Origin of the sequence: Neoroseomonas alkaliterrae (genome assembly GCF_014199195.1) — a bacterium.
Taxonomy (GTDB): Bacteria; Pseudomonadota; Alphaproteobacteria; order Acetobacterales; family Acetobacteraceae; genus Neoroseomonas; species Neoroseomonas alkaliterrae.
The window spans coordinates 79,129-103,059 of record NZ_JACIJE010000012.1 but is presented as its reverse complement, the minus strand read 5'-3'; the positions used below and the strand labels follow the sequence as shown (position 1 = coordinate 103,059).

At 72.4% G+C, this 23,931-nt stretch carries 23 protein-coding genes; 9 read left to right on the top strand and 14 right to left on the bottom strand.

The genetic code is table 11. The features are described from left to right. Positions 1–251 precede the first annotated feature (251 nt). Positions 252–1,400: a DegT/DnrJ/EryC1/StrS family aminotransferase gene (locus FHS88_RS18025; RefSeq protein WP_184486868.1), complete on the top strand. Its 1,149-nt coding sequence runs from the start codon at positions 252–254 to the stop codon at positions 1,398–1,400. 91 nt (positions 1,401–1,491) lie between these two features. Next, positions 1,492–2,214: a DUF1194 domain-containing protein gene (locus tag FHS88_RS18020; protein WP_184486867.1), complete on the top strand. Its 723-nt coding sequence runs from the start codon at positions 1,492–1,494 to the stop codon at positions 2,212–2,214. Here the strand turns inward: FHS88_RS18020 and FHS88_RS18015 are convergent. From FHS88_RS18015 to FHS88_RS18005, 3 genes are all read right to left on the bottom strand, one after another. After that, positions 2,201–2,614 carry a hypothetical protein gene (locus FHS88_RS18015; protein WP_184486866.1) on the bottom strand — a complete coding sequence of 138 codons (414 nt, stop codon included), beginning with the start codon at positions 2,612–2,614 and terminating at the stop codon, positions 2,201–2,203. The genes FHS88_RS18020 and FHS88_RS18015 overlap by 14 nt on opposite strands. Beyond that, entirely contained in the window at positions 2,611–3,033 is a 423-nt protein-coding gene (locus tag FHS88_RS18010; protein ID WP_184486865.1) for a DUF3775 domain-containing protein, read from the bottom strand. The genes FHS88_RS18015 and FHS88_RS18010 overlap by 4 nt, the downstream gene beginning before the upstream one ends. A 227-nt stretch (positions 3,034–3,260) precedes the next feature. Further along, a complete protein-coding gene (locus FHS88_RS18005) occupies positions 3,261–4,238 on the bottom strand; it encodes an aldo/keto reductase (RefSeq protein ID WP_184486864.1) in 978 nt (325 codons plus the stop codon). A 140-nt stretch (positions 4,239–4,378) separates the two neighbouring features. Here FHS88_RS18005 and FHS88_RS18000 point away from each other — a divergent pair, with 140 nt between their 5' ends. From FHS88_RS18000 to FHS88_RS17980, 5 genes are all read left to right on the top strand, one after another. Further along, complete coding sequence (locus FHS88_RS18000; RefSeq protein ID WP_184486863.1) at positions 4,379–5,779, top strand: aminotransferase; 1,401 nt, start codon at positions 4,379–4,381, stop codon at positions 5,777–5,779. A 129-nt stretch (positions 5,780–5,908) separates the two neighbouring features. Continuing rightward, positions 5,909–7,561 carry a hydantoinase B/oxoprolinase family protein gene (locus FHS88_RS17995; protein WP_184486862.1) on the top strand — a complete coding sequence of 551 codons (1,653 nt, stop codon included), beginning with the start codon at positions 5,909–5,911 and terminating at the stop codon, positions 7,559–7,561. Continuing rightward, on the top strand, positions 7,558–9,660 hold the full coding sequence (locus FHS88_RS17990) for a hydantoinase/oxoprolinase family protein (RefSeq protein ID WP_184486861.1): 2,103 nt from the start codon (positions 7,558–7,560) through the stop codon (positions 9,658–9,660). Before FHS88_RS17995 ends, FHS88_RS17990 begins: the two co-directional genes overlap by 4 nt. Then, positions 9,657–10,634 carry a Bug family tripartite tricarboxylate transporter substrate binding protein gene (locus FHS88_RS17985; protein ID WP_184486860.1) on the top strand — a complete coding sequence of 326 codons (978 nt, stop codon included), beginning with the start codon at positions 9,657–9,659 and terminating at the stop codon, positions 10,632–10,634. Before FHS88_RS17990 ends, FHS88_RS17985 begins: the two co-directional genes overlap by 4 nt. Positions 10,635–10,863: 229 nt before the next feature. Beyond that, positions 10,864–11,586 carry a hypothetical protein gene (locus FHS88_RS17980; RefSeq protein WP_184486859.1) on the top strand — a complete coding sequence of 241 codons (723 nt, stop codon included), beginning with the start codon at positions 10,864–10,866 and terminating at the stop codon, positions 11,584–11,586. Between the two features lie 21 nt (positions 11,587–11,607). Here FHS88_RS17980 and FHS88_RS17975 read toward each other — a convergent pair whose 3' ends face one another. The 7 genes from FHS88_RS17975 to FHS88_RS17945 all read right to left on the bottom strand — a co-directional run bounded on the left by FHS88_RS17975 (position 11,608) and on the right by FHS88_RS17945 (position 17,860). Continuing rightward, the gene (locus tag FHS88_RS17975) at positions 11,608–12,237 is read right to left on the bottom strand and encodes a glutathione S-transferase family protein (protein ID WP_184486858.1); all 630 of its coding nucleotides are present in this window, start codon (positions 12,235–12,237) and stop codon (positions 11,608–11,610) included. A gap of 10 nt (positions 12,238–12,247) precedes the next feature. Next, complete coding sequence (locus FHS88_RS17970; RefSeq protein WP_184486857.1) at positions 12,248–13,744, bottom strand: tripartite tricarboxylate transporter permease; 1,497 nt, start codon at positions 13,742–13,744, stop codon at positions 12,248–12,250. Positions 13,745–13,841: 97 nt separating this feature from the next. After that, positions 13,842–14,300: a tripartite tricarboxylate transporter TctB family protein gene (locus FHS88_RS17965; protein WP_184486856.1), complete on the bottom strand. Its 459-nt coding sequence runs from the start codon at positions 14,298–14,300 to the stop codon at positions 13,842–13,844. After that, positions 14,297–15,295, bottom strand: a complete 999-nt coding sequence (locus FHS88_RS17960; protein ID WP_184486855.1) for a tripartite tricarboxylate transporter substrate binding protein — start codon at positions 15,293–15,295, stop codon at positions 14,297–14,299. The genes FHS88_RS17965 and FHS88_RS17960 overlap by 4 nt, the downstream gene beginning before the upstream one ends. A 75-nt stretch (positions 15,296–15,370) precedes the next feature. Further along, a complete protein-coding gene (locus FHS88_RS17955) occupies positions 15,371–15,589 on the bottom strand; it encodes a DUF4170 domain-containing protein (protein WP_184486854.1) in 219 nt (72 codons plus the stop codon). Positions 15,590–15,674: 85 nt separating this feature from the next. After that, positions 15,675–16,718, bottom strand: coding sequence for an ABC transporter substrate-binding protein (locus FHS88_RS17950; RefSeq protein WP_184486853.1), 1,044 nt, complete (start codon positions 16,716–16,718; stop codon positions 15,675–15,677). A 38-nt stretch (positions 16,719–16,756) separates the two neighbouring features. After that, the gene (locus FHS88_RS17945; RefSeq protein WP_184486852.1) at positions 16,757–17,860 is read right to left on the bottom strand and encodes an ABC transporter ATP-binding protein; all 1,104 of its coding nucleotides are present in this window, start codon (positions 17,858–17,860) and stop codon (positions 16,757–16,759) included. Positions 17,861–17,944: 84 nt separating this feature from the next. On the opposite strand from FHS88_RS17945, the gene FHS88_RS17940 reads away from it, so the two are divergent. Beyond that, a complete protein-coding gene (locus FHS88_RS17940; protein ID WP_184486851.1) occupies positions 17,945–18,979 on the top strand; it encodes an enoyl-CoA hydratase/isomerase family protein in 1,035 nt (344 codons plus the stop codon). A 27-nt stretch (positions 18,980–19,006) separates the two neighbouring features. On the opposite strand, the gene FHS88_RS17935 is transcribed toward FHS88_RS17940, so the two are convergent. Genes FHS88_RS17935 through secB form a run of 3 tightly spaced genes read right to left on the bottom strand, consistent with a single transcriptional unit; the run spans position 19,007 to position 21,298 of the window. Further along, positions 19,007–19,654: an HAD family hydrolase gene (locus FHS88_RS17935; RefSeq protein ID WP_184486850.1), complete on the bottom strand. Its 648-nt coding sequence runs from the start codon at positions 19,652–19,654 to the stop codon at positions 19,007–19,009. Continuing rightward, positions 19,651–20,760: a ferrochelatase gene (gene hemH, locus FHS88_RS17930; protein WP_184486849.1), complete on the bottom strand. Its 1,110-nt coding sequence runs from the start codon at positions 20,758–20,760 to the stop codon at positions 19,651–19,653. The genes FHS88_RS17935 and hemH overlap by 4 nt, the downstream gene beginning before the upstream one ends. Positions 20,761–20,797: 37 nt before the next feature. Continuing rightward, positions 20,798–21,298 (bottom strand): protein-export chaperone SecB, encoded by a 501-nt coding sequence (secB, locus tag FHS88_RS17925; protein ID WP_184486848.1) that lies wholly within the window; start codon positions 21,296–21,298, stop codon positions 20,798–20,800. 168 nt (positions 21,299–21,466) lie between these two features. Here secB and FHS88_RS17920 point away from each other — a divergent pair, with 168 nt between their 5' ends. Beyond that, positions 21,467–22,444 carry a Bug family tripartite tricarboxylate transporter substrate binding protein gene (locus FHS88_RS17920; protein WP_184486847.1) on the top strand — a complete coding sequence of 326 codons (978 nt, stop codon included), beginning with the start codon at positions 21,467–21,469 and terminating at the stop codon, positions 22,442–22,444. 21 nt (positions 22,445–22,465) lie between these two features. Here the strand turns inward: FHS88_RS17920 and FHS88_RS17915 are convergent, their stop codons facing one another. Continuing rightward, positions 22,466–23,866 (bottom strand): NAD(P)H-dependent flavin oxidoreductase, encoded by a 1,401-nt coding sequence (locus FHS88_RS17915; RefSeq protein WP_184486872.1) that lies wholly within the window; start codon positions 23,864–23,866, stop codon positions 22,466–22,468. Positions 23,867–23,931 lie beyond the last annotated feature (65 nt).

Here is a 23,931-nt window from a genome sequence, read left to right as displayed (position 1 = left end):
TCGCTACCCGCTACGACCAGACCGCCGAGAGCTTCCTCGGCTTCGCGACACTCGCCTCCATCCGACTGTGGATCAGGTTTGTCCACGCGGCCTAGGGCACCATCAGGGCGGATGTCCTGTTCCAGAGACCATCGTTCCTGGCGCAGTGCGCGCATGCTGCGTTGCACAAGGACACGATCGGTGATTTCGCGCGACGCGGCGGGCGGGTCTATGACGGCGCCGCGTTCCGCACCACGAGGCCCCGCCACCCCATGACCACCCCCATCGCGCTGTTCGACGTGAAGGCCCAGCAGGCGCTGATCCGGCCCGAGCTCGACCGCCGCATCGCCGCCGTGCTGGATTCCGGCCGCTTCATCAACGGCCCGGAAGTGGCCGAGATCGAGGAGCGTCTCGCCGTCTTCGCGGGCTGCGCGCATGCGGTCGGCGTCTCTTCGGGCACCGACGCGCTGCAGATCGCGATGATGGCCGAGGGGATCGGGCCGGGGGATGCGGTGTTCCTGCCCGCCTTCACCTACACCGCCACCGCCGAGGTCCCGCTGGTGCTCGGCGCCACGCCGGTCTTCGTGGATGTAGAGGAGGAGAGCTTCAACATCGCCATCGCCGACCTCGAGGCGCGCATTGCGGCGGTGCGCAAGGACGGGCGGCTGCGCCCGCGCGCGGTGGTGGGCGTGGACCTCTTCGGCCTGCCCGCGGACTGGCCGGCGATCGAGGCGATCTGCGCGCGGGAGGGGATGTTCGCGCTCGACGACGCGGCGCAGGCCTTCGGCGCCGCGCTGGACGGCAAGCGGCTGGGCCGCTGGGGCGATGCCGCGGCGCTGTCCTTCTACCCGACCAAGACGCTCGGGGCCTATGGCGACGGCGGCGCGCTGCTGACCGACGATGCGGCGCGCGCCGAGCTCTACCGCTCGCTGCGCACCCATGGCGAGGGGCGTACGCGCTACGAGGTGGAGCGCACCGGCATGAACGGGCGGCTCGACACCATCCAGGCGACCATCCTGTGCGCGAAGATGGGGCTGTTCGAGGGCGAGCTCGCGCAGCGGCGGCGCATCGGGGCGGCCTATGACGCCGCATTGGCCGGCCGCGTCGGCGTGCAGGTCGCGCAGCCGGGGGCGGAGAATGCCTACGGCCTCTATACCATCCGCCTGCCGGATGCGGCCGCGCGGGCGCGCGTGCAGCAGGCGCTCGCGGCCGAGGGGATCGGCTCGGGCATCTACTACCCCAAGCCGCTGCACCACCAGCCGGCCTATGCCGCGCACCACGCGGGCGCGATCGCGGGCGGGCCGGCGCCGCTGCCGGTCAGCGAATCGCTCTGCCACCGCGTGTTGTCGCTGCCCATGCACCCCTACATGAGCGAGGCGGATGCGCGGCGCGTCGCGGGCGTCGTCCTCGCCGCGCTGTGAGGCTGCGGCCGTTTTGTAACCGCCTGCACGGAATGGTTGAATCGCCGCGCCGCCGCGCGGCACTTTGCCTCCTCGAGCCGAGGAGGTCCGCATGCGTCGCCGGATGCTGCTGTCCGCGGTCGGTGCCGCGGCCCTGCCCGCGATCCGCCCAGCCCGTGCCGAGGAGGCGGTGGATGTCGCCCTCGTCCTCGCCGTGGATGTGTCGCGCTCGATCGACGAGGACGAGGCGCGACTGCAGCGCGAGGGCTATCGCCTCGCCGTCTCGGACCCCGTGGTGGTGGCGGCGATCCGCGGCGGCATGATCGGCGCGGTCGCCATCGCCTATGTCGAATGGGCGGGCATCGAGTATCAGCGCACGGTGATCCCGTGGCGGCGCATCGCCGGCCAGCAGCAGGCCGATGCCTGGGCGGCGGAACTCGAGGCCGCGCCGCGCGCCTCCCTGTCCTGGACCTCGATCTCGGGCGCCATCCGCCATTCCCGCGCGGTGATGGCGGAATGCCCCTGGGATTCCACGCGCAAGGTCATCGACGTCTCGGGCGACGGGGTGAACAATTCCGGCCCGCCGGCCGACACCGAGCGCGACGCCGCGGTGGCCGAGGGCATCACCATCAACGGCCTGCCGATCATCAACGACCGCCCGACCTTCGGGCGGCTGCCGCCGGTGCCGCTCGACGACTACTACCGGGAGAACGTGATCGGCGGGACCGGCGCCTTCATGATCGTGGCCGAGGATTTCGAAAGCTTCGGCATGGCGGTGAAGCGCAAGCTGATCCGCGAGATCGCAAACCTGCCGGCCGGCGTCATTCCCGCCTGACGGCGCCCTGGTCCACGAGGCGCAGGCAGCCCTGCACCACCGGCGCGCAGGCGGCGTTCTGCGAGAGCGGCAGCGCCGACTCCGCCGAATAGCCGATGCGCGTGACCCTGCCGTCCACGAGCTGGAAGGTGACGCGGCAGGTCGAGCCCGCGGCGACGCTGAGCGAGCCGCCGATCACCGGCACCGGCGCCGAGACGCCCGCGGCGGGCGGCGTGCGGTCATAGGTCCAGAACTCCCCGCCCGGCGAGGTGGCGGTCAGGTTGGGCACGCCCGCGCACAGGCGCAGGTCGTCCGCGCGCAGGCCGACCAGGCGTTCGCGCCCGTCCTCGGCCAGCGCGGAATCGCGCGCCGAGCAGGCCGCCAACGCGACCGGCAGCAGCAGGATGGCGAGCCGCCTCACGACCCGTCGGCATCCTCGAGCGAGAGGCCGAGCTCGGACAGGCCCTCCTCGATCATGTCGCCCAGCATGTCGATGCCGAGCAGGTATTCCGCGGTGTCGCGCGTGTTGCGCTCCTTCGCGAGCGCGCGCGCCTCCTCCCACTCCTCGCCGGAATAGTCGCCGCGGCCGATCCAGGCGAGGGCGATGAGGGAGGCCTGCTCATCCTCGTTGAGGTCGGCGATGAAGGCGCGCAGGGCATCCTCGTCCATGTTCTCCTCGTCCTCGGCGTCGAGGCCTTCCTCGTCCTCCTCCTCGCGCGCCAGGCGGCCGCTTTCCTCGCCTTCCTGCACGGCGCGAGCGGCGTCCACGATGGCGGCGACGGCCTCCAGGCTGATGCCGAGGTCGAAATCCTCATCGTCGTCGCGGTCGCGCGCGGCCATGGGCTCCACTCCTGCTGTCGGTGCGGGCGCAATCAAGCATGGGCGGCGGGGGGGCTTCCACCCCCTCGGGGCGGGTGCCCTCCGCCCGTTCCGCAGACGGGCGGGACGGGCCGCGACCGCGCCGGTTCCGCGAGCGCCGGCCCGGAGCGCCTGTGCGGGCGATCCGGGGACGGGCGCGCAGGCGGCGCCGGACCGGGCTCCGCCCCCCTGCCCTGACCGTGGGAGGCTCAACTGCCGCGCAGCGTCTCGATCATCGCCAGCGCCTCGGCCGGCAGCGGCCCCTTTGCGATGGCGGCGGCGGCGTGGTCGAACTCCTCGACGCTGCCCGTGCCCACCAGCACGGTCGCGATCTCCGCCGGCATCGCCGCGAAGCGCAGCGCCAGTTCCACCAGATCGGCGGCATATCCCGCCTCGATGAGCGGCAGGAAGCGCCGCGCCGCCGCCACGTCCGCGGCGTAGCTCGCGCCCGAGGCGATGGGCGCCACCTGCGGCACGCCGAGCGGTCCGCGCGCCTCGCTGCCCGACAGCGCGCCGCCGGCGAGGACGCGGATCGCCATCACGCCCACATCCGCCGCCGCCGCGTGGCGGATGCAGCCGCCGAGGTCGGGCATGCCACTCCCCGGCGGCAGCGGCGCGATGCCCGAGGGGTTGAGCAGGTTGTAGGGCATCTGCGCGGAGGCGAAGTCCGCTTCCTCCAGCACCCGGCGCAGCGCGGGCGCATCGCCCAGGCCGGTGATGCCGACGAAGCGCGCCTTGCCCTGCTGCCGCAGGCGATGCAGGGCGGGCACGGCCTCGTCGAGGATGCGCTCGGGCGTGAAGGCCGGCGCCTCGCCCGCGAGGGTGATGGGCTCGTGCAGATGCAGGATGTCCACCGCCTCGCGGCCGAGGCGCGCGAGGCTCGCCTCCACCGAAGCCGCGATCGCGCCCGCGATGCCGGTGCGCTGCTCGCCGCGGATGCGGACCTTGGTGCCGATGGTCGCCTCCGCCCGCAGCGCCTTCAGCGCGCGGCCGAGATTGCGCTCCGATGCGCCGTCGCCGTAGGCGGCGGCGGTGTCGAAATAGGTCACGCCGGCCTCGATGGCGCGGGCGATGGCGCGCTCCTGCTCGGCCTGCGTGCCCCTCACCATCAGCCCGCCGATCGCGCCGCAGCCGTAGCCGAGCACCGAGACCATGATGCCGCTGCGCCCCAGTCGCCGCCGTTCCATCGCCATCACCGCGCGCGGTTGCGCGGCCGATCCTGCGGTGCCCGCCGCGCGGCGGCAAGGCGTGGGCGCACGAGCAAGGGCCTTCCCTTGCCGCCCCGCCCGCGCGACCATGACCGCCCCAGCCGCCGCGAGGTGAAGCCATGTCCCTGACCAACCAGCCCGATCCCGAGGCGCGCGCGCGCGTCGTCGCGCAGGACCTGCAGAACGTGATGCACCCGATCGTGCAGCACCGCGCGCTCGAGAAGTCGCAGCTCGTGGTCACCGGCGCGCAGGGCTCGACCATCGTGGACGCGGACGGCTCCACCTATCTCGACGCCATGGCCGGCCTGTGGTGCGTGAACATCGGCTATGGCCGCACCGAGCTCGCGCAGATCGCCGCCGAGCAGATGGAGCAGGTGGCCTACTACCCGCACACGGCGATGAACCTGCCCGCCGCGCGCCTGGCCGAGCAGATCAACGCGCTGATGGGCGGCGGCTACCACACCTACTTCGTCAACTCGGGCTCCGAGGCGAACGAGGCGGGCTTCAAGGTCGCGCGGCAATACGCCAAGCACGAGTTCCCCGGCCAGTTCCGCTTCAAGACCATCGCGCGCTACTACGCCTATCACGGCACCACGCTCGCCACGCTCGCGGCCGGCGGCATGGGCGAGCGCAAGATGAAGTTCGAGCCCTTCGCGGGCGAGTTCATCCATGTTCCCGCGCCGACCTGCTACCGCTGCCCGCTCGGGCTCGAATACCCCTCCTGCAAGGTGGCCTGCGCCAAGGCGATCGAGACCACCATCCTCGGCGAAGGCCCGCAGACGGTCGCCGAGGTGATCGTCGAGCCGATCATGTCCGGCGTCGGCGTCGCCGTGCCGCCCGACGAGTACCTGCCGATGGTCGAGGCCATCTGCCGCAAGTACGACGTGCTGCTGCATGTGGACGAGGTGATCAACGGCTTCGGCCGCACCGGGAAGATGTTCGGCCACCAGCACTACGGCATCAGCCCGGACATCATGGCGGTGGCGAAGGGCATCGTCTCGGCCTACCTGCCGATCGCCGCGACGGTGGTGAAGGATTCGGTCTTCAACAGCTTCCTCGGGGAGGTCGCGGAGGCACGCCAGGTGATGCAGGTGAACACCTATGGCGGACATCCGGCGGCCGCGGCGGTCGCGGTGCGCAACATCGAGATCATGCTCGAGGAGAAGCTCGCCGACCGTTCCGCCACCATGGGCGCCCACCTGATCGAGGGCCTGCGCGAGAGGCTGTTCCGCCACGCCATCACCGGCGACGTGCGCGGCAAGGGGCTGCTGATCGGCATCGAGCTGGTGACGGACCGCGAGAGCAGGACCCAGCTCGACGGCGCGCTGGTGCAGGGCGTGGTGGATTTCTGCAAGGCGAATGGCGTGATCGTCGGGCGCTCGGGCGGCGGGGCGCGGCATTCCAACACCATCGTGCTGTCGCCGCCACTCATCATCACCCGCTCAGAATGCGACACGCTGATCGAGGTGCTGGACAAGGCCCTCGCGGCGACGGTGGCGCGCATGGCGGGCCAGGGCTGAGCCGGCGCGCGGCGCCTTCGGGCGGCGCCGCGCATCGTCACGGACGAACCGGCGGCGCCCGCCATCAGGGGCTGCCGCCGGCACTTCAGCCCTTGCGCCCGGGACCGCGCGGGAGAACCATACACCCGCATGAGCGCGCCCGGCCCCTTCGATCCCATCAGCCTCGAGATCCACTGGTCGCGGCTGATCTCCATCGCCGACGAGGCCGCGACCGGCCTGCTGCGGACCGCCTTCTCCACCATCGTGCGCGAATCCAATGACTTCGCCACCGTGCTGATGGACCGCAACGGCGACAGCGTGTCGGAGAACACCGGCGGCATCGCCTCCTTCTCCTGCATCCTGCCGGTGACGACCAAGGCGTTCCTGCGCCGCTTCCCCGCCGAGACCTGGCGGCCGGGGGATTGCGTCATCACCAACGATCCGTGGCTCGCCACCGGGCACCTGCCGGATTTCACGGCTGTGACGCCGGTCTTCCATCGCGGCGCGCTGGTCGGCTTCGCGGGCTCGATCGCCCATTCGCCGGATGTCGGCGGCTCGCTGTGGTCGGCCGATTGCCGCGAGCTGTTCGAGGAAGGCATCCGCATCCCGCCGATGCACCTCTATCGCGAGGGGGTGCGGAACGAGGCGCTGGCCGAGGTGCTGCTCGCCAATGTCCGCCTTCCGCGCCAGACCATGGGCGACCTCGAGGCGCAGGTCGTCGCCAACCAGGTCTGCGCGCGCGGCGTGGCGGAGTTCCTGGCCGATGCCGGGCTGCCCGACCTGCAGGGCCTGTCCTCCGCGCTCAGCGCCAGGGCGGATGCGGCGATGCGCGCCGCCATCAGGGCCCTGCCCGACGGCACCTGGCGGAGCGTGCTGGAAGCCGATGGCTTCGACGATGCCATCACCCGCATCTGCTGCGAGGTGACGATCCGCGGCGATGCGATGCATATCGACTATGCCGGCACGTCGAGGCAGGTGGATCGCGGCATCAACTGCGTGATGAACTACACCCACGCCTATTCGGTCTATCCGATCAAATGCTCGCTCGATCCCTTCACGCCGCGCAACGAGGGATCCTACAAGGCGATCACGGTCAGCGCGCCGGAGGGCAGCATCCTCAACCCGCGCTTCCCCGCGCCCTGTTCAGCGCGGCAGCTCACCGGGCATCTGCTGGCCGGCGCGATCTACAAGGCGCTGGCGCCGGTCATGCCGGAGAGGATCATCGCCGAATGCGGCGGCGCGCCCACCATGCGCGCGCTGTTCAGCGGCACGACCGCCGAGGGCGACCGCTTCTCGCAGGTGCTGTTCGCCTCGGGCGGGATGGGTGCTGCGCCGCACCGCGACGGTCTTCCCACCACCGCCTTCCCCACGAATGTCGGCGCGGGCTCCATCGAAGCCTATGAGAGCGTCGCTCCCCTGGTGGTGTGGAAGAAGCAGCTGCTGCCGGATTCCGGCGGCGCGGGGAAGTTCCGCGGCGGCCTGGGCCAGGAGGTGGAGATCGAGGTGCGCGCGCCGGAGGAGGTGCGGCTCTCCCTTCTCTCGGACCGGCGCGACCACCCGGCGCAGGGCGTGCTCGGCGGGCTGCCGGGCGGGGCCGCGGTGATCGAGCTCGGCGACGGGACGCGGCCGCATCCGAAGTCGCGCACCACCGTCCCGCCCGGCGCGCGGCTGCGCATGCACTATGCCGGCGGCGGCGGCTATGGCGACCCGCGCGAGCGCGATCCGGCGGCGCTCGCTGAGGATATCCGCAACGGCTACGTGACGGCCGAGGGCGCGGCACGCGACTACGGGGTGACGCCATGAGCGGGACGGCGCGCATTGGCGTGGATGTCGGCGGCACCTTCACCGACTTCGTGCTGCACGATCCGGCGCGCAACCTCGTCGCCACCGGCAAGCGCCTGACCACGCCCGACGACCCCTCCGAGGCCATCGTCGCCGGCATCGCGCGGCTGCTGGACGAGACGGGGCTTGCGCCGGGCGCGCTGCATTCGGTGGTGCACGGCACGACGCTCGTCACCAACACCATCATCGAGCGCACCGGCTGCAAGGTCGGGCTGCTGACGACCGAAGGCTTCCGCGATTCCATCGAGATCGGCAAGGAGACGCGCTACGACCTCTACGACCTGTTCCTCGAACCGGCCCCGACGCTGGTGCCGCGCGCGCTGCGGCTGGAGGTGCCGGGCCGCCTCGACGTTCATGGCCATGAGCTGAAGCCGCTCGACGAGGCCGCCGTCGCGCGCCACGCCGCGACGCTGGTCGCCGAAGGCGTCGAGGCCATCGCCATCGGCTTCATGCATTCATGGCGCGATCCGCGGCACGAGCGCCGCGCGGCGGAGATCGTCCGCGCCGCGCATCCCGCCATTGCGCTGACGCTCTCCTCCGCCGTGGCGCCCGAGATCCGCGAGTTCGAGCGCATCTCGACCGCCTGCGCCAATGCCTATGCGCAGCCGCGCATGCTGCGCTACCTCGGCAGGCTGGAAGCGCGGCTGGCGGAGCTCGGCGTCACCGGCGCGCTCTATGTCATGCTCTCGGGCGGCGGCATCGCCTCGGTGCAGGAGGCGAAGGACTTCCCGATCCGCCTGATCGAATCCGGCCCGGCGGCAGGGGCCATGGCGGCGTCCTGGCTCGCGCGGCAGGCGGGGCTCGACCACGTCGTGTCCTACGACATGGGCGGCACCACCGCGAAGATGTGCCTGATCGAGAACGGCGCGCCAGACCGCAAGTTCGAGTTCGAGGCGGGCCGCGTGCGCCGCTTCCAGAAGGGCTCCGGCCTGCCGCTGAAGGTCTCGGTCGTGGACATGATCGAGATCGGCGCCGGCGGGGGCTCCATCGCCCGCGTCGAGGAAGGCTCCGGGCTGATGAAGGTCGGGCCCCGCAGCGCCGGCGCGAAGCCCGGGCCGATCTGCTACGGGCGCGGCGGAACGGAGCCGACGGTGACGGATTCCGACCTCGTGCTCGGCCGCCTCGATCCGGCCTATTTCCTGGGCGGGGAGATGGCGCTCGACCTCGATGCGGTGAAGCGCGCCGTCACCGATCGCCTGGCGGCGGCGCTGCGCGTCACGCCCGACGATGCCGCGCTCGGCATCCGCCGCATCGTGGACGAGACCATGGCTGCGGCCACGCGCATGCACCTCGCGGAGAAGGGCCGCGACCCGCGCCGCTACACGCTGATCGCCTTCGGCGGCGCGGGGCCCGTGCATGCCTGCGACCTCGCGCGGCTGCTGAAGATGCGGCGCGTGGTGGTGCCGCTCGGCGCCGGCGTGGCCTCCGCGCTCGGCTTCCTGGTCGCGCCCCCGGCGACCGATCTCGTGCGCTCCCTGGTCGGGCGGCTGGAGCGGCTCGACTGGGCGAAGGTGGCATCGCTCTATGCCGAGATGGCGGAGGAAGCGCGCGCGCTGCTGACCGGCGCGGGCGCCGACCCGGCGGCGATCGTGTTCCGGCCAGCCGCCGACATGCGCTATGTCGGCCAGGGCTTCGAGATCCCGGTCCCGCTGCCGGGCATGAGCCCGACGGCCGCGGATGTCGGCGCGATCCGCGAGGCCTTCCTCGACGCCTACCGCGAACGCTTCGGCCGCGCGCTCGAGGAGCTGCCGGTGGAGGCGCTGACCTGGCGCCTCGCCGCCGCGGCGCCGGGGCGCGACATCGACCTCAAGGGCGCGAACCTCGCGGAGGGCCGTCACGCCGCGCGCGGCCGGCGGCGCGCGCTGTTCGAAGGCCATGGCTGGCAGGACTGCGACGTCTATGACCGCTACGCGCTGGCGCCCGGCGATGCCTTCGCCGGCCCCGCGCTGGTGGAGGAGCGCGAGTCCACCTGCGTCGTGCCCCCCGGCGCGCAGGTGCGGGTGGACGCCTTCCGCAATCTCGTCATCGAACTTCCACCCCCCAGGGAGGTTTCACAATGACAAGACTGCATCGCCGCGCCCTTCTCGGCGCCACGCTCGCCCTGCCCGCGCTGCGCCTCGCCTGCGCGCAGTCCTGGCCGACGCGGCCGGTCATCATGGTCAATCCCTGGCCGCCGGGCGGCTCCTCCGACACCATGGCGCGGCTCTTCGCCCAGCGCTTCACGCAGATGTTCGGCCAGAGCGTCGTGGTCGAGAACCGCGCCGGCGCATCGGGGACGATCGGCCACAACCATGTCGCGCAGCAGCGGCCGGACGGCTACACGCTGCTTTTCGCGACGAACAGCACCTACGCCATCGCGCCGCACCTGATCGCCCCGCTGCCTTACGACAACCGCGCGGCCTTCACCGGCATCAGCCTCGTCGCGCGGACGGCGCAGGCGCTCTGCGTGCATCCATCGGTGCCGGTGAACACGATCCAGGAGTTCCTCGCCTATGTCCGCGCACGGCCGGGCCAGGTCACCTTCTCCTCGGCCGGCATCGGCGCGACAAGCCATCTCGCGACGGAACTGCTGATGGCCGCGGCCGACCTCGCCATGGTGCACGTGCCCTATCGCGGCGGCGCGCCCTCCGCCCAGGCCGTGCTGTCGGGCGAGACGCGGATGTCCTTCATCGACGCCATCACCGCGCTGCCGCATCGCCGTGCCGGGACGCTGAAGATGCTCGCCGTCTCGACCGCGACGCGCTCGCCGCTGGCCGAGGACGTGCCGACGCTGCAGGAAGCCGGCGTGGCGGGATTCGAATCCTCGACCGACATGGCGCTGCTGGCGCCGGCCGGCCTCTCCGCCCCGCTCGTCGCATTCCTCGCGGAGGCGGTGCGCGAGGCGGTGAACGACCCGCCCTTCCGCCAGCAGATCATCGCCCAGGGCGCCACGCCGGTCGGCAGCACGCCGGCGGAGTTCGACGCCTACTGGACGGCCGAATCGGACAAGTGGGGAAAGCTGATCCGCGCGCGCGGCATCACCATCCCGCGCTGAGGCCAGGGGCCTGCCGGCAGCCGCCCTACCATCGGTTGTGTAGGCGGCCGTTACAGGTGTGCGGACGAGGCCATTTCTAGCGTTTCGTTTCAATGGCTTGTGCGCCGGCATGGCGCTTGCCTGATGGCTTGCCGTGCGCGGTTCGCGCATCGCCCGTGACGGGGAGCACCGCCATCCGCGGCGTGCTCCCCGCCCGGGTGGAAAGGCCACAAGGAAGCACTCCCTCTCCATGACACGCATGACCTCCCCCAAGGCCCTGCTCCGGAACGCGGTCTGCGGCGCGCTGCTCGCCGCGGGCCTCTTCGCCGCCGCGGCGCCCGCCGAGGCGACACCCGTCTGGGTGCGCGACGGCAATGGCGGCACCGTCTTCAACGGCGGCCCGGGCTATGTGAACCTCTCGATCCGCGTGGACGGCAACAACCAGAGCGTCAGCGCCGGCGCCTTCGCGCTGCAGTACGGCTTCTCCCCGACCGGCCCCTTCACCGATTTCCTCACCTACTGCCTCGAGCCGGACGAGCTGCTGAATGTCGGCGCCACGCCGACCGCCGGCACGCTGCGCGGCACGCTGTCCGAGACGGCCGAATACGCCGCGCGCGCGAACGACCTCACCCGGCTGTGGAACACCTGGTTCGCGGATTCGCTGACCGATGCGACCAAGTCCGCCGCCTTCCAGGTCGCGCTGTGGGAGGTCGCCTATGACGGCGGCGGCAGCCTCACCTCCGGCAGCTTCCAGCTCAACACCACCGGCGCGGTGAAGACCCAGGCCATGGCCTATCTCGATCAGGCCAACTGGATCAGCCCGGCCGGCACGGAACCCGGCGTGATCCTGCGCGTGGGCAGCCAGGACCTGACGATCAGCGTGCCGGTGCCGGCCCCCGCGGCGCTGGGGCTGTTCGGCATCGGCCTGCTTGGCCTTGCCCTCGGCGTCGCGCGGCGGCGGACGATGGCCTGACCCGCGGCGGGTCGCGCCCCGTCAGCCGCTTGCCGCCGTGCCGCCCATGCCCTCGGGCGGCACGGTGCGCGCGACGCAGGGCCTCGCCTGCGCCGTATCGAACAGGGCCGCGAGCGCGGGCCGCCCCTCGCGCCAGGCGAAGGCGCGGTGGCGGCGCTCGCAGTAGCCGAGCAGCGCGACCAGCGCGAGCCAGCCCGCATCCCGCACCACGTAGCCGCCGCCCGCGACGTCGCGTTCCAGCGCATCGGCGATGCGCGCGGCGCGGACGCGCTCCAGCGCGATGACGCCGGGCGAACGTTCATGCTCCGGCCGGCGCAGCTCGCGGTTCCAGACGGCGATGCCGTCCATCATGCCGAGCACGCGGCCATAGGCGGCGAGCGCGCGCGGCGCCTCCGCGCCCGGCAGCAGGCGGCGCGGCGGCTCGACGAGGCTGTCGAGCACCATCAGCACCGGCGTCGTCTCCGTCACGGCGGTGCCGTCCGCCAGCACCAGTGTCGGCACGCGGCCCACGGGGTTGAAGGGAAGCAGCACGGAACCGGGGTCGCGCAGCGTCGCTTCCTCGACCGCGATGCGATCCTCGAGGCCGAGCTCGATCACCGCCATGCGGGCGATGCGCGCATAGGGGGAGCCGGGGGCGTGGAACAGGCGCATGGGCTGCATCCTACGCGCGGCCGCGCTTGCGGCGCAGCGCCTTCAGCCCCGCCTGCGCCAGGACCGCGATGCAGAAGGCCGCGAGCCCCCCGGAGATCCAGGATTCCCCAAAGCCCATGACGAACTCCAGCGGATCATCGGCGGCCGAGATCATCGCCCGGCGATAGGAGGCATCCATCAGCGGGCCGAGGATCATGCCCAGCACCACGGGCCCCACCTCGAAGCCGTAGATGCGCAGGAAGTAGCCGAACACGCCGAAGCCGAGCATCCACAGCACATCCGTCGCGCTGTTCTGGATGGCGAAGGTGCCTACGACCGACAGCACCAGGATCAGCGGCACGAGCAGCGCGCGCGGCGCTTCGGCCAGCTTCGCGAAGACGCGGATGCCCGAAAGGCCGAAGACCAGCAGGAAGATGTTGGCGAGCGTCAGGTTGCCGACGGTGAACCAGAACAGGTGCGGCGTCTCGACCATCAGCATGGGCCCCGGCTTCAGCCCGTGGATGAAGAGCGCGCCGATGATCACCGCCGTCACCGCGTCGCCGGGGATGCCGAGGGTGAGCATGGGGATGTAGGCGCCGCCCACCGCGGCGTTGTTCGCGGATTCGGGCGCGACGATGCCTTCCTCGGCGCCCTGGCCGAAAGGATGGGTGGGCGCCTTCACCGTCCGCCGCGCGGAATCGTAGGCGAGCAGCGCGGCGATGTCCCCGCCGGTGCCGGGCAGCGCGCCCACCACCACGCCGATCAGCGAGGAACGCAGCGTCAGCGGCGCGTGCCTGCGCACCGCGGCCCAGGGCGGGACGATGCGCTCCACCTGCTGGCGGATCGGCGGCAGATCGGGGCGGCGGAGCTGGACCAGCGCCTCGCTGACGCCGAAGAAGCCGATCATCGCCGCGACATAGGGGATGCCGCCCATCAGCGCCGTGGTGCCGAAGGTGAAGCGCGGCTCCGCCGTCATCTGGTCGAGCCCGACCAGGCCGAGGGCGACGCCCAGCGCCCCGCAGAACAGGCCCTTGGCGAAGGATTCGCCCGAGAGGCTGCCCACCAGCAGCAGGCCGAGCAGCGCGAGCAGCAGATAGTCCCTGGGCGCGACGGCGAGCGCGATGTCCGAGATGGCCGGCGCGGCGATCGCGAGGGCCGCGATGCCGATGAAGCCGCCGATCACGCTCATCACGGTGGCGAGGCCGATGGCGCGCCCGGCCTCTCCGCGCTGCGCCATGGGGTAGCCGTCGAGCGCGGTGGCGATGGCGGCCGGCGCGCCGGGGATGTTGAGCAGCACCGCGCTGCGGCTGCCGCCATAGACGCCGCCCGTGTAGACGCCCGCGATCAGCGCCAGCGCGGGATTCACCGACCAGGTGAAGGTGAAGGAGATGAGGATGGCCACCGCCATCGTCACCGAAAGCCCGGGAATCGCGCCGATGTAGATGCCCGCGAAGGTGCCCGCCGCCGTCAGCGCGAGCAGCGAGGGGTCGGTCCAGGACAGCAGGAAGTAGGAGAGGGCGTCGGTCATGGCGAAGGACGCGGCGCGCGGTCCCGAAGTCCCAAAGAAGGTTGAGCGGGGTCCGCCGGGAGGCGTTCCCTTCTCCCCCCGCTCCTGACCGCCTGCGTCACGCGAACACCCACCCCTGCGGCAGCACCACCCGGAACACCATCCGGAACACCACCCACACCACCGCCACCGCCAGGGCCGCGACAAGGCCCGCGCGCAGCACCCGCCCGCGCTGCAGCCAGAGGATGGCGAGGAAGAGGAAGGCGAGCGAGGCCGCGACGAAGCCCAGCGCCTCGAGCCCCGCCATGTAGCCCAGCACCAGCACGCCGATCGCCGCGACATCGCGCGGCAGCACCGGCCCCAGGCCGGGCTCCGCGCGCCGCGTCGCCGATATGGCGGCGACCAGCGCGGCGAGCGTCATCGCCCCGCCCGCCGCGACCGGGAAGACGCCGGCGGCCGAGGGGCCGTCGAAATGGCCGATGGCGCTCCCCTGCCAGGTGACGAAGGCGCCGAGCAGCACCATCGCCCAGCAGAAGGCGGCCTCGCCGGGCGGGCGCGGTGCGGCGCGCGCGGTCACGGGCGGGGGATGCCGAACTCCTCGGGGCTGCGCCGCGCCGCGCCGGCTTCCTGCAGCGTCCAGGCGGTGACGGACTGCCAGCGGCGGAGGAAGGCGTCGGCCTCCTCGCCGCTGATGTTCATCATGATGTTGCCGGCGTTGCGCATCAGCGTCGTGAAGGCCTCGCTGGACGCGGCCTCGCGGAAGGCGGCGACGAGCCGCGTGCGCGCGGCCTCGGGCACCTCGCGCCGCACCCACACGCCGTAGAAGGGCCCCCAGGGCAGCAGCCGCGCCATGCCGGGCAGGTCGGCGGTGATGGGCGGCACATCGGGCAGGGTCGGCACCGCTTCGGTGTTGACCACCGCGAGCGGCTTCACGCGGCCGGCGCGGATGTGCTCGGCGGCGGCGCCGAGGCCCACCGGCATGAAGTCCACATGCCCGCCCTGCAGCGCGGTCAGGCCCGGGCCCTCGCCGTCGAAGGGGACGGCGATGACGCGCATCTGCGTCACCGTGTTGATCATCGCGCCGACCACATGCGGCAGGCCGCCGGGGCCGGTCGCGCCCATGCGCAGCCGGCCCGGGTTGCGCTGCGCCTCGGCCACCACGTCCTTCATCGAGGCCCAGGGCTTGTCCTTGTTCGCGACCACCACGGCGACGCCGCGTGCGGTGAGGTTCACCGGAAAGAAGTCCGCATAGTCGCGCTGGCCGAGGCCGAGCACCTTGTGCAGCTGCGGGTTCTCGGCGCCGTAGAGCAGCGTGTGGCCGTCGGCGGCGGCGGTCGCGACCGCCTGGACCGAGATGGCGCCCGCGCCGCCCGGCCTGTTCTGCAGCACGATGGACTGGCCGAGGGCGCGCTCGGCGATCGGCGTCAGCGCCCGCGCCACCACGTCGGTCGCGCCGCCCGCGCCCCACATGATGATCCCGGTCAGTTCCCGCGCGGGGAAGGCCTGTGCGGCAGCGGCGCCGGGCAGCAGCGGCAGCGCGGCGAGGGCGCCGAGCGAGCGGCGGGTGATCATGGCGGGCGTCTCCCCTGGGTCAGGCGGCGCCGTCGCGGCGCCTTGCGGGATTTCTCTCCGCCGGCCCGCCGCGCGTCAACGGGAGGCGGGGGCGGGCGGGCGGGGCGCCTCGACGACGAAGAGGCGGTGCAGGGCGGTGTCCACGCGGCGGCGCGTCTCGTCGCGCCAGACGCGCTCGGCGGTCTCGGCGTCGTGGAAGGGGCCGTGGCTTTCCTCCGTGCCGGGTTCGAGGTCCTGCCAGGTGGAATCGAGGAACACGCCGCCCCAGACGTAGTAGAGCTTGCGTTCGGCCATGATGCGCCTCCGTTGCTGCGGGGGCTTCATGCCGCGTCTTGCTGCGGCGCAGCAAGAGGCATGGCGCGCCCCCCCGCCGGCGCCCTCAGCGCGCGACCCAGGTGTTGAAGCGCTGGGTCAGACGGTCGAGGTTGTCGAGCCAGAAGCGGTCGCTGATCTGCAGCGCGCTCTCGAGGTTCTGCGGCGCCGTCGGCAGGTTGGGCAGCAGCGCGGCGGGCAGGCGGTCATTGGCCCCGCGCGCGGTCACGCCATAGGGGATGCGCGGGGGCAGCCCCGCCTGCACCTCGGGCTGGCCGGCGAAGCGCAGGAAATCGAGCGCGCGCGCCCGGTTCGGGCTGCCCTTCATGATGACCCAGGAATCGAGCGTGTAGAGGTTGTTGGTCCAGACGATCGCGAAGTCGCGGTTGTCGGTGGCATTGGCCGCGGCGATGCGGCCGTTGTAGGCGACCGTCAGCGCCACCTCCCCCGCGGCGAGCCATTGCGGGGGCTGCGCGCCACGCTCCCACCAGGCCAGCTCGCCCTTGATGGAATCGAGCTTGCGGAAGGCGCGGTCCACGCCCGCCGCCGTGCCGAGCGTCGCATAGACCCGGTCCGGCGCCACGCCGTCGGCCATCAGCGCGATCTCGAGCGTCGTCTTGGGCCCGCGGCGGAGGCCGCGCTTGCCGGGGAAGCGCGCGGTGTCGAAGAACTCGGCCCAGTTGGCCGGGCCCTGCGCCATGCGCGCGCGGTCATAGGCGAAGATGAAGGAGTAGAGGATCGCGCCGACGCCGTATTCGTGGAAGGCCTGCGGGATGTAGGCGTCGCGGCCGCCGATCGCGGCCCAGTCCATCGGCTCGAACAGCCCTTCCTCGGCGCCGATCAGCAGTTCCTCGGATTCGACCTGCACGATGTCCCAGGTATTGGCGCCCGAGGCGATGCGGCTGCGCAGCACGCCGATGCCGCCGTCCCATGTCTCCTCGAGCAGGCGGGTGCGGGTCTGCTGCTGGAAGGGGCGGAAGAACACCTCGCGCTGCGCGTCCTGGTAGGCGCCGCCCCAGGAGACGACGGTCAGGTCGCGCCCCTGCGCGCGGGCGGCGAGCGGGAGGACGGATGCGGCGATTGCGCCCTTGAGGATGCTGCGGCGGTTCATCGAGACGACTCCTGGACCCACTCCCCCGGTGCGGGAGACTAGCCCCTGCGCGGCGTGTCGCGGAAGGCGAAGGCCGCACCTTCCGGCCAGGCGATGGCGGCGGGCCCGCCCGGCTCCGGCAGGCGTCCGAGGCCGGCGGGCCGCTTGGCCAGCAGCTCTCCGCCATCGCCGACCGCAAGGCGCAGCCGGACATGGTCGCCGAGGAAGATCGCCTCCCGCAGCACGGCGGGCAGCGCCCCCGCGCCGAGCTCGGCCGCCGTCACCGCGGCGACGGCGATGCGCTCGGGCCGGATGGCGAGCAGGCAGGCCTCCCCCGGCCCGCCGCAATCGGCGGCCTGGGCCGCGACCACGGGGCCGCAGCGCAGCCGCACCGTGACCTCCTCGCCCTCGCGCGCCGCGATCTCGCCGGGCAGCAGGTTGTTCTCGCCGACGAAGCCGGCGACGAAGGCATCGGCCGGCCGGTTGTAGAGCGTCGCCGGGTCGGCGACCTGGCGGATGCGCCCGCCCTCGAACACCGCAATGCGGTCGGCGAGGGTCAGCGCCTCGGCCTGGTCGTGCGTCACGTACATCATCGTCACGCCGAGGCGCTGGTGGAGGTGGCGGATCTCGAGCTGCATCTCCTCCCGCAGCGCCTTGTCGAGCGCGCCGAGCGGTTCGTCGAGCAGCACGATCGGGGGCTCGAACACCAGGGCGCGGGCCAGCGCCACGCGCTGCTGCTGGCCGCCCGAGAGCTGCGCCGGCCTGCGTTCCCCAAAGCCGCCGAGGCGCACCATCTCGAGCGCCCGGGCGACGCGCGCCTGCCGCTCGGCGCGCGGGACGCCGCGCACCGAGAGGGGGAAGGCGACGTTCTCCGCCACGCTCATGTGCGGGAACAGCGCGTAGGACTGGAACACCACGCCGATGCCGCGCCGGTGCGGCGGGAGAGGCGCGATGTCGCGCCCGTCGAGCAGGATGCGCCCCGCGCTCGGCGCCTCGAAGCCGGCGAGCATCATCAGCGTGGTGGTCTTGCCCGAGCCCGAGGGGCCGAGCAGCGTCATCAGCTCCCCGCGCGCGATGTCGAGGTCGAGCCCCGCCACCGCCGCGGGCCCGCCCGCGCCGTAGGTCTTCCGCACGCCCTCGAAGCGCACCAGCGTCTCGGCCATGCGGCTTCCTCCGGCGGCCGGGGCGGCTTGTCAACGGCGGGGCGGGCCGGTAACGCCGCGGCCGGAGCCACCGGAGCACGAGCCATGAGCGAGACCGCCGAACCCACACTGATCGCGAGGCGCGAGGGCATCGCCGGCACGCTGCTGATGAACCGCCCCAAGGCGCTGAACGCGCTGACGCTCGAGATGATCCGCGCCTTCGCCGATGCCATCGCCGCGTGGAAGGACGATGCGGCGGTGCGGCTCGTGGTGCTGGAAGGCGCGGGCGGTCGGGCCTTCTGCGCCGGCGGGGATGTGCGCGCGGTGCGCGAGGCGGCGCTGGCGGGCGACCGCGCGGCGGTCGAGGCGTTCTTCTCCGAGGAATACGCGGTCAACACCGGCATCGCGACCTTCCCCAAGCCCTGGGTCAGCCTGATCGACGGCGTCTGCATGGGCGGTGGCATCGGGGTCGCGGTCCACAACGGCCCGCGCATCGTCACCGAGCACGCGCTGGTGGCGATGCCGGAGACGGCGATCGCGCTGTTCCCCGATGTCGGCACCTCCTATGTGCTGCCGCGCCTGCCCGGCGCGATCGGCACCTGGCTCGCGCTGACGGGCGCGCGCCTGACCGGGGCGGATTCCGTGCATGCGGGGCTCGCCACGCATTTCGTCCCGCGCGAGCGCCTGCCCGCGCTGCGCGCCGCGCTGGTGGCCGAAGGCGCCGATGCCGTGGCGCGCTTCGCGGTCGCGCCCCCCGAGGCGGGCTTCGCGCCGCATCGCGCGGCGATCGACCGCTGCTTCTCGCGCGCAAGCGTGCCCGAGATCCTGGCCGCGCTCGACGCCGAGGGCACGGAATGGGCGGCGGGCCAGGCCAAGATCCTGCGGCGGATGTCGCCCACCTCGCTCTGCGTCTCGCTCGAGCTGCTGCAGCGCGGGGCGCGGCAGGACCTCGCCGCCTGCCTCGCGACGGAGCTCGCGCTGACGCGCGTGGTCGTCAACGACCACCCGGACTTCGCCGAGGGCGTGCGCTCGGTGCTGGTGGACAAGGACGGCGCGCCGAAATGGCAGCCCGCGCGCATCGAGGACGTGGACCCCGCCGCGATCCGCGCGATGTTCGTCCCGGTGACCAAGGAAGGTTGAGGGGCGTCCGGGGGGAGACGTTCCCTTCTACAGCCCCAGCAGCCCCGGCAGTTCCGCCATGGCGCCGAACGGCTCCGCCCCATGCGCGGCGAGCACGCCCGCCGGCGTCTCCCGCGCATAGCCCAGCACCCGGGAGCCAGCCGCGCGGCCTGCGCGCACGCCCGGCACGCTGTCCTCGACGACGACGCAATCCTGCGGCGCCGCGTCGCAGGCGGCCGCGGCGGCGAGGTAGATGTCCGGCCAGGGCTTTGGCCGCTCCACATCCTCGAAGGAGAAGACGCGCCCGGCGAAGACATGCGCGAGGCCGAGCGCGCGCATCTTCGCCGCAAGTTCCGCGCGCGCCGAGTTCGAGGCCACCGCCACCGCGAGCCCGCCCGCGGCGATGGCGCGCACCGCCTCGACCGCGCCCTCCACGGGCGGCGTGTGCAGCGTCATCTCCTGGGCGATCAGCGCCGAGAGCTCCTCCGCCCAGCCCGGCGGCAGCGGGCCGACGCGCGCCTCGATGCGCGGGACCATGTCGGGCAGGGCGAGGCCGAGGAAGGTCTCGCGCGATTCCGCCGCGCTCATGGGCCAGCCGAGGGCGGTGAGCTGCTCGGCGACGAGCCGGTTCACCACCATCTCGGAATCCGCGAGCACGCCGTCGCAGTCGAAGAGGACCGCGCGCGGGCGGCTCATGCCGGCTCGGTCACGCTCTCGCGCTGGGCGGCGGCGGCGCGGGCATGCGGGCAGTCGCCGTGCTTCTTCGGGCATTGCCGCGCGCCGGCGAAGGAGCAGAGCGCGCGGCCCGAGCCGAGCGCGGCGCGCGCGAGGTCGGCGAGCGCGGCGATGAAGGCCGGGTCGCTGTTCTGCGCGGGGACGCGGAAATAGCCGGGCACGCCGAGCTTCTCGGCCTCCTCGCGGTATTCGACGTCGAGCTCGACCAGCGTCTCCGAATGCTCGGAGACGAAGGCGATCGGGCAGACCAGGATCGCCACCTTGTCATGCGCGGCGCGCTCGATCTCCTCCTCGGTGGAGGGGCCGATCCATTTCTGCGGCGTCACGCGGGACTGGTAGCAGACGACGTGATCGAGCCCCTCGATCGCCAGCGCCTGCACCACCGCCTCGACGCTCCGCTCCACCTGCCACTGGTAGGGATCGCCGGCTGTGACGATGCTCTCCGGCAGGCCATGGGCGGAGAACAGGACCCGCAGGCCGACATCGGCGGGCAGCGCGGCGCGCGCCTTGGCGTAGGCCTCGCGCACCAGCGCGGCGGTCGCTGCGGCGAAGCCGCCATGCGAATGCCAGCAGCACAGCGTGGTGGTGGGGGCGGAGAAGCGCAGCCGGCGGCAGGCCTCCTCCCAGGCGGCGATGCTGCTGCCGGTGGTGGTGGTGGAATACTGCGGGTAGAGCGGCAGCAGCAGCACCTCGTCCGGCGCCCAGGCCTGCACGGCGCGGGCGGCCTCCTCGCTCATCGGGTGCCAGTAGCGCATGGCGATGAAGCAGCGCGCCTCGATGCCCGGCTCGCCCGCGAGCGCGGCCTGCAGCGCGCGCGCCTGCTCCTCGGTCAGTTCGAGCAGCGGCGAGCGGCCGCCGAGCACGGCGTAGTTCTCGAGCGCGGGCCTGGTGCGCCGCCAGGCGATCAGCCGGCCGAGCAGCGGGCGCAGGAAGCCCGGCACGCGCAGGATCGCCGGGTCGGTGAAGAGGTTCACCAGGAAGGGGCGGACGCTCTCGGGCCGGTCGGGGCCGCCGAGGTTGAACAGGACGATGGCGACGCGCCGCTTCTTCATGGCTGCGCCCGACATGTCGCGCGCCGTCCCGGCGTCAAGGCCCCGGCCTCCGTCAGGCATTGGCCACGGGCGCGGCGGCGGCCTGGCCGCGCCGGGTCTGCCAGAGCTGCACGAAATCGATCGGCGCCAGCAGCACCGGCGGGAAGCCGCCATCGCGCGTCACGTCGGCGAGGATGTTGCGCGCGAAGGGGAAGAGCAGGCGCGGGCATTCGACGAGCAGCACCGGCTCGACCATCTCGGCCGGCACGCCGTTCAGCGTGAAGATGCCGCAATAGACCAGCTCGGCGATGAAGGCCGGCTTGTTGTCCGTGGTCTTGGCCTCGGCGCGGATGTTGAGGGAGATCTCGAAGGTCTCCTGCCCCTCCTGCAGGCGGCGCGCCTGCACATCGAGGGCGATGTCGATCCGCGGCGCCTCGCGCAGCGTCAGGTAGATCTCCGGCGCGTTCGGGACCTCGAAGGACAGGTCCTTGGTGAACTGCAGGTTCAGGACGACCGGACCGGTGGCCGGGGCGCCATTGGCACCCGGGGCGGGCGGGGTCTGCTGGTCGGACATGTCGGGGCCTCTCGCTACGGACGCGGCGGGCGCGTCGGACGGTCGCGGGGCGGTTAGCACGCGGGGGCGGGGGCGGCAAACCGGCAGGATTGTCTCGCGCGCCGCGCCGCGGCCGGCCTAGGCTGCCGCCGAACCGGCCGGATCAGGGCCGGAAGGGAGGAGAACCGCATGCCGCCTGTCGCCCGACGCCATGTCCTTCTCGCCGGCGCCGCCGCCCTGGCCGCGCCGCGCCTCGCCGCCGCGCAGGATGCCTGGCCGTCGCGGCCGGTGCGCTACATCAACCCCTACACCGCGGGCGGGCCGACCGACACGCTCTCGCGCCTGCTGTGCCAGAAGATGGCCGAGATCTCGGGCCAGCAATTCGTGGTGGAGAACCGCACCGGCTCGGCCGGGCTGGTCGGCAACCAGGCCATCGCGCAATCCCCGGCCGACGGCTACACGCTCGGCTTGGGCGGCATCGCGACCCATGCGATCGCGCCCACCCTCTATGCCCGCATGCCCTTCGACGCGGCGCGGGACTTCACCTTCGTGACCGGCATGTGGCAGCTGCCGAACCTGCTCGTCGTCAACCTCGACATCCCGGCGACGACGGTGCCGGAGCTGATCGCCCATCTGAAGGCCAATCCGGGCCGGTATTCCTACGCCTCGGCCGGGTCGGGCACGACGCTGCACATCTCGGGCGAGCTGTTCAAGAGCATGGCCGGGGTGGACATCACCCATGTGCCCTATCGCGGCAGCGCGGCGGCCTATCCGGACATCCTGGCGGGCCGGGTGCACATGATCTTCGACAACATCCCCGGCGCGCTCGCGCAGGCGCGGGCGGGGCGAGTGCGGCCGCTCGGCGTCACCTCGGCCCGGCGCAGCCCGGTGGTGCCCGACACGCCGACCATCGCCGAGACGCTGCCGGGCTTCGACATGTCCTCCTGGACCTGCCTCTGCGGGCCGGCCGGCATCCCGCCCGCGACGGTGGCGCGGATCTCCGCGCTCGCGCGCCGCGCGCTGGAGGATGAGGGGCTGAAGCGCGGCTACCTCGACCAGGGGGCGACCGCCTGGTGGACCACGCCCGAGCAGATCGCGGATTTCCGCGCGAGCGAGGAACGGCGCCTCGCGCCCATCATCCGCGCCTCGGGGGCCAGGGTGGATTGATGCGCCGGCGGCGGGGCGGGCCTACCGCCCCGTCATGATCCGTTCGACGAGCTGCTTCACTGTCGGGATGAAGCCGTTCGAGTAGAACGGATCCTGCCCGAAGCGGTAGGCATTGTGCCCGGCGAACATCAGGTTGCGCTCCAGCGCGCCGTCATGGCTGATGTCCTGCAGCGTCTTCTGGATGCAGAAGGAGCGCGGATCGGCCTTCTTGCCGGTGGAATACTCGGGCTCGTGCTGCGACCAGTTGCTGAAGCGGCACTGCGAGAGGCAGCCCATGCAGTCGATCTGGTCCTGCACGATCTCGCGCGACTTCTCGGGTGTCACGAAGATCAGCGTGTTGTCGGGCGTGCGCATCGCCTCGACGAAGCCTTCCGCCTCCCAGTGGTTGATGCGCGCGAGGTCGTGCGGCGTGACATAGACTTTCCGCTTGCGCGGGCCCACGCCGTATTCCGCGATGTGCTCGCCCACCGGCTCGGCGGTGTAGGCGACCTGGCGCTCGTTGCGTTCCTCGAGCTCGCGCAGGAACTCGTTGCGCACCGCCGAGGAATAGAAGCCGGTCGGCGAGAAGGGCTGCAGCAGCACGTCGCCCTTCTTCAGCGTCAGCAGCTTCTGCTTCCAGGCCTCCGAGATCGGGCTCTCCTGTGTCACCAGCGGGCGGGTACCGAACTGGAAGGCGACGGGGCCGAGCTCGGGGTTGTCGATCCAGTCCTCCCATTCCTCGAGCCACCAGACGCCGCCGGCCATGATGATCGGCGTGTCGTCGAGGCCGAAGGCGCGCATCTGCTCGCGCAGCTTGGCGACGCGGGGATAGGGATGCTCCGGCACCTTCGGGTCCTCGGAGTTGGAGAGCCCGTTGTGCCCGCCGGCCAGCCACGGGTCCTCATAGACCACGCCGCCGAGCCATTCGCGCGTCTTGGAATAGGCGCGCTTCCACAGCGCGTTGAAGGCGCGCGCCGAGGAGACGATGGGGTAGTAGAACACGCCGTAGTCGCGGGCGATGTCGGCGAGGCGATAGGGCATGCCCGCGCCGCAGGTGATGCCGTGGATGAGGCCCTTCGCCCCTTCCAGCATGCCGCGCGCGACGCGCTCGGCCCCGCCCATCTCCCACAGGATGTTGGCGTGGATCCGGCCCTTGCCGCCGGCGATGTCCCAGGCGCGCCGGGCCTGGGCGATGGCGCCGTCGATCGCGTAGCGGACGAGCTCCTCGTGCCGGTCCCGGCGGGTCTTGCCGTGGTAGACCTGCGGGATGGGCTTGCCGTCCGCGTCGTAGGAATCGGCGTTGACGGCCGAGAATGTGCCCACGCCGCCGGACGCGGCCCAGGCGCCGCAGGAGGCGCCGTTCGAGACGGACACGCCCTTGCCGCCCTCGACCAGCGGCAGGACCTCGACCCCGCCCATGCGGATCGCGTTGATGGCCTTCAAGTGACGCACGCCCCCGGGAACATGATGACGGGAATATGGCATCGCCCGGGGCGCCTGTGCAGGGA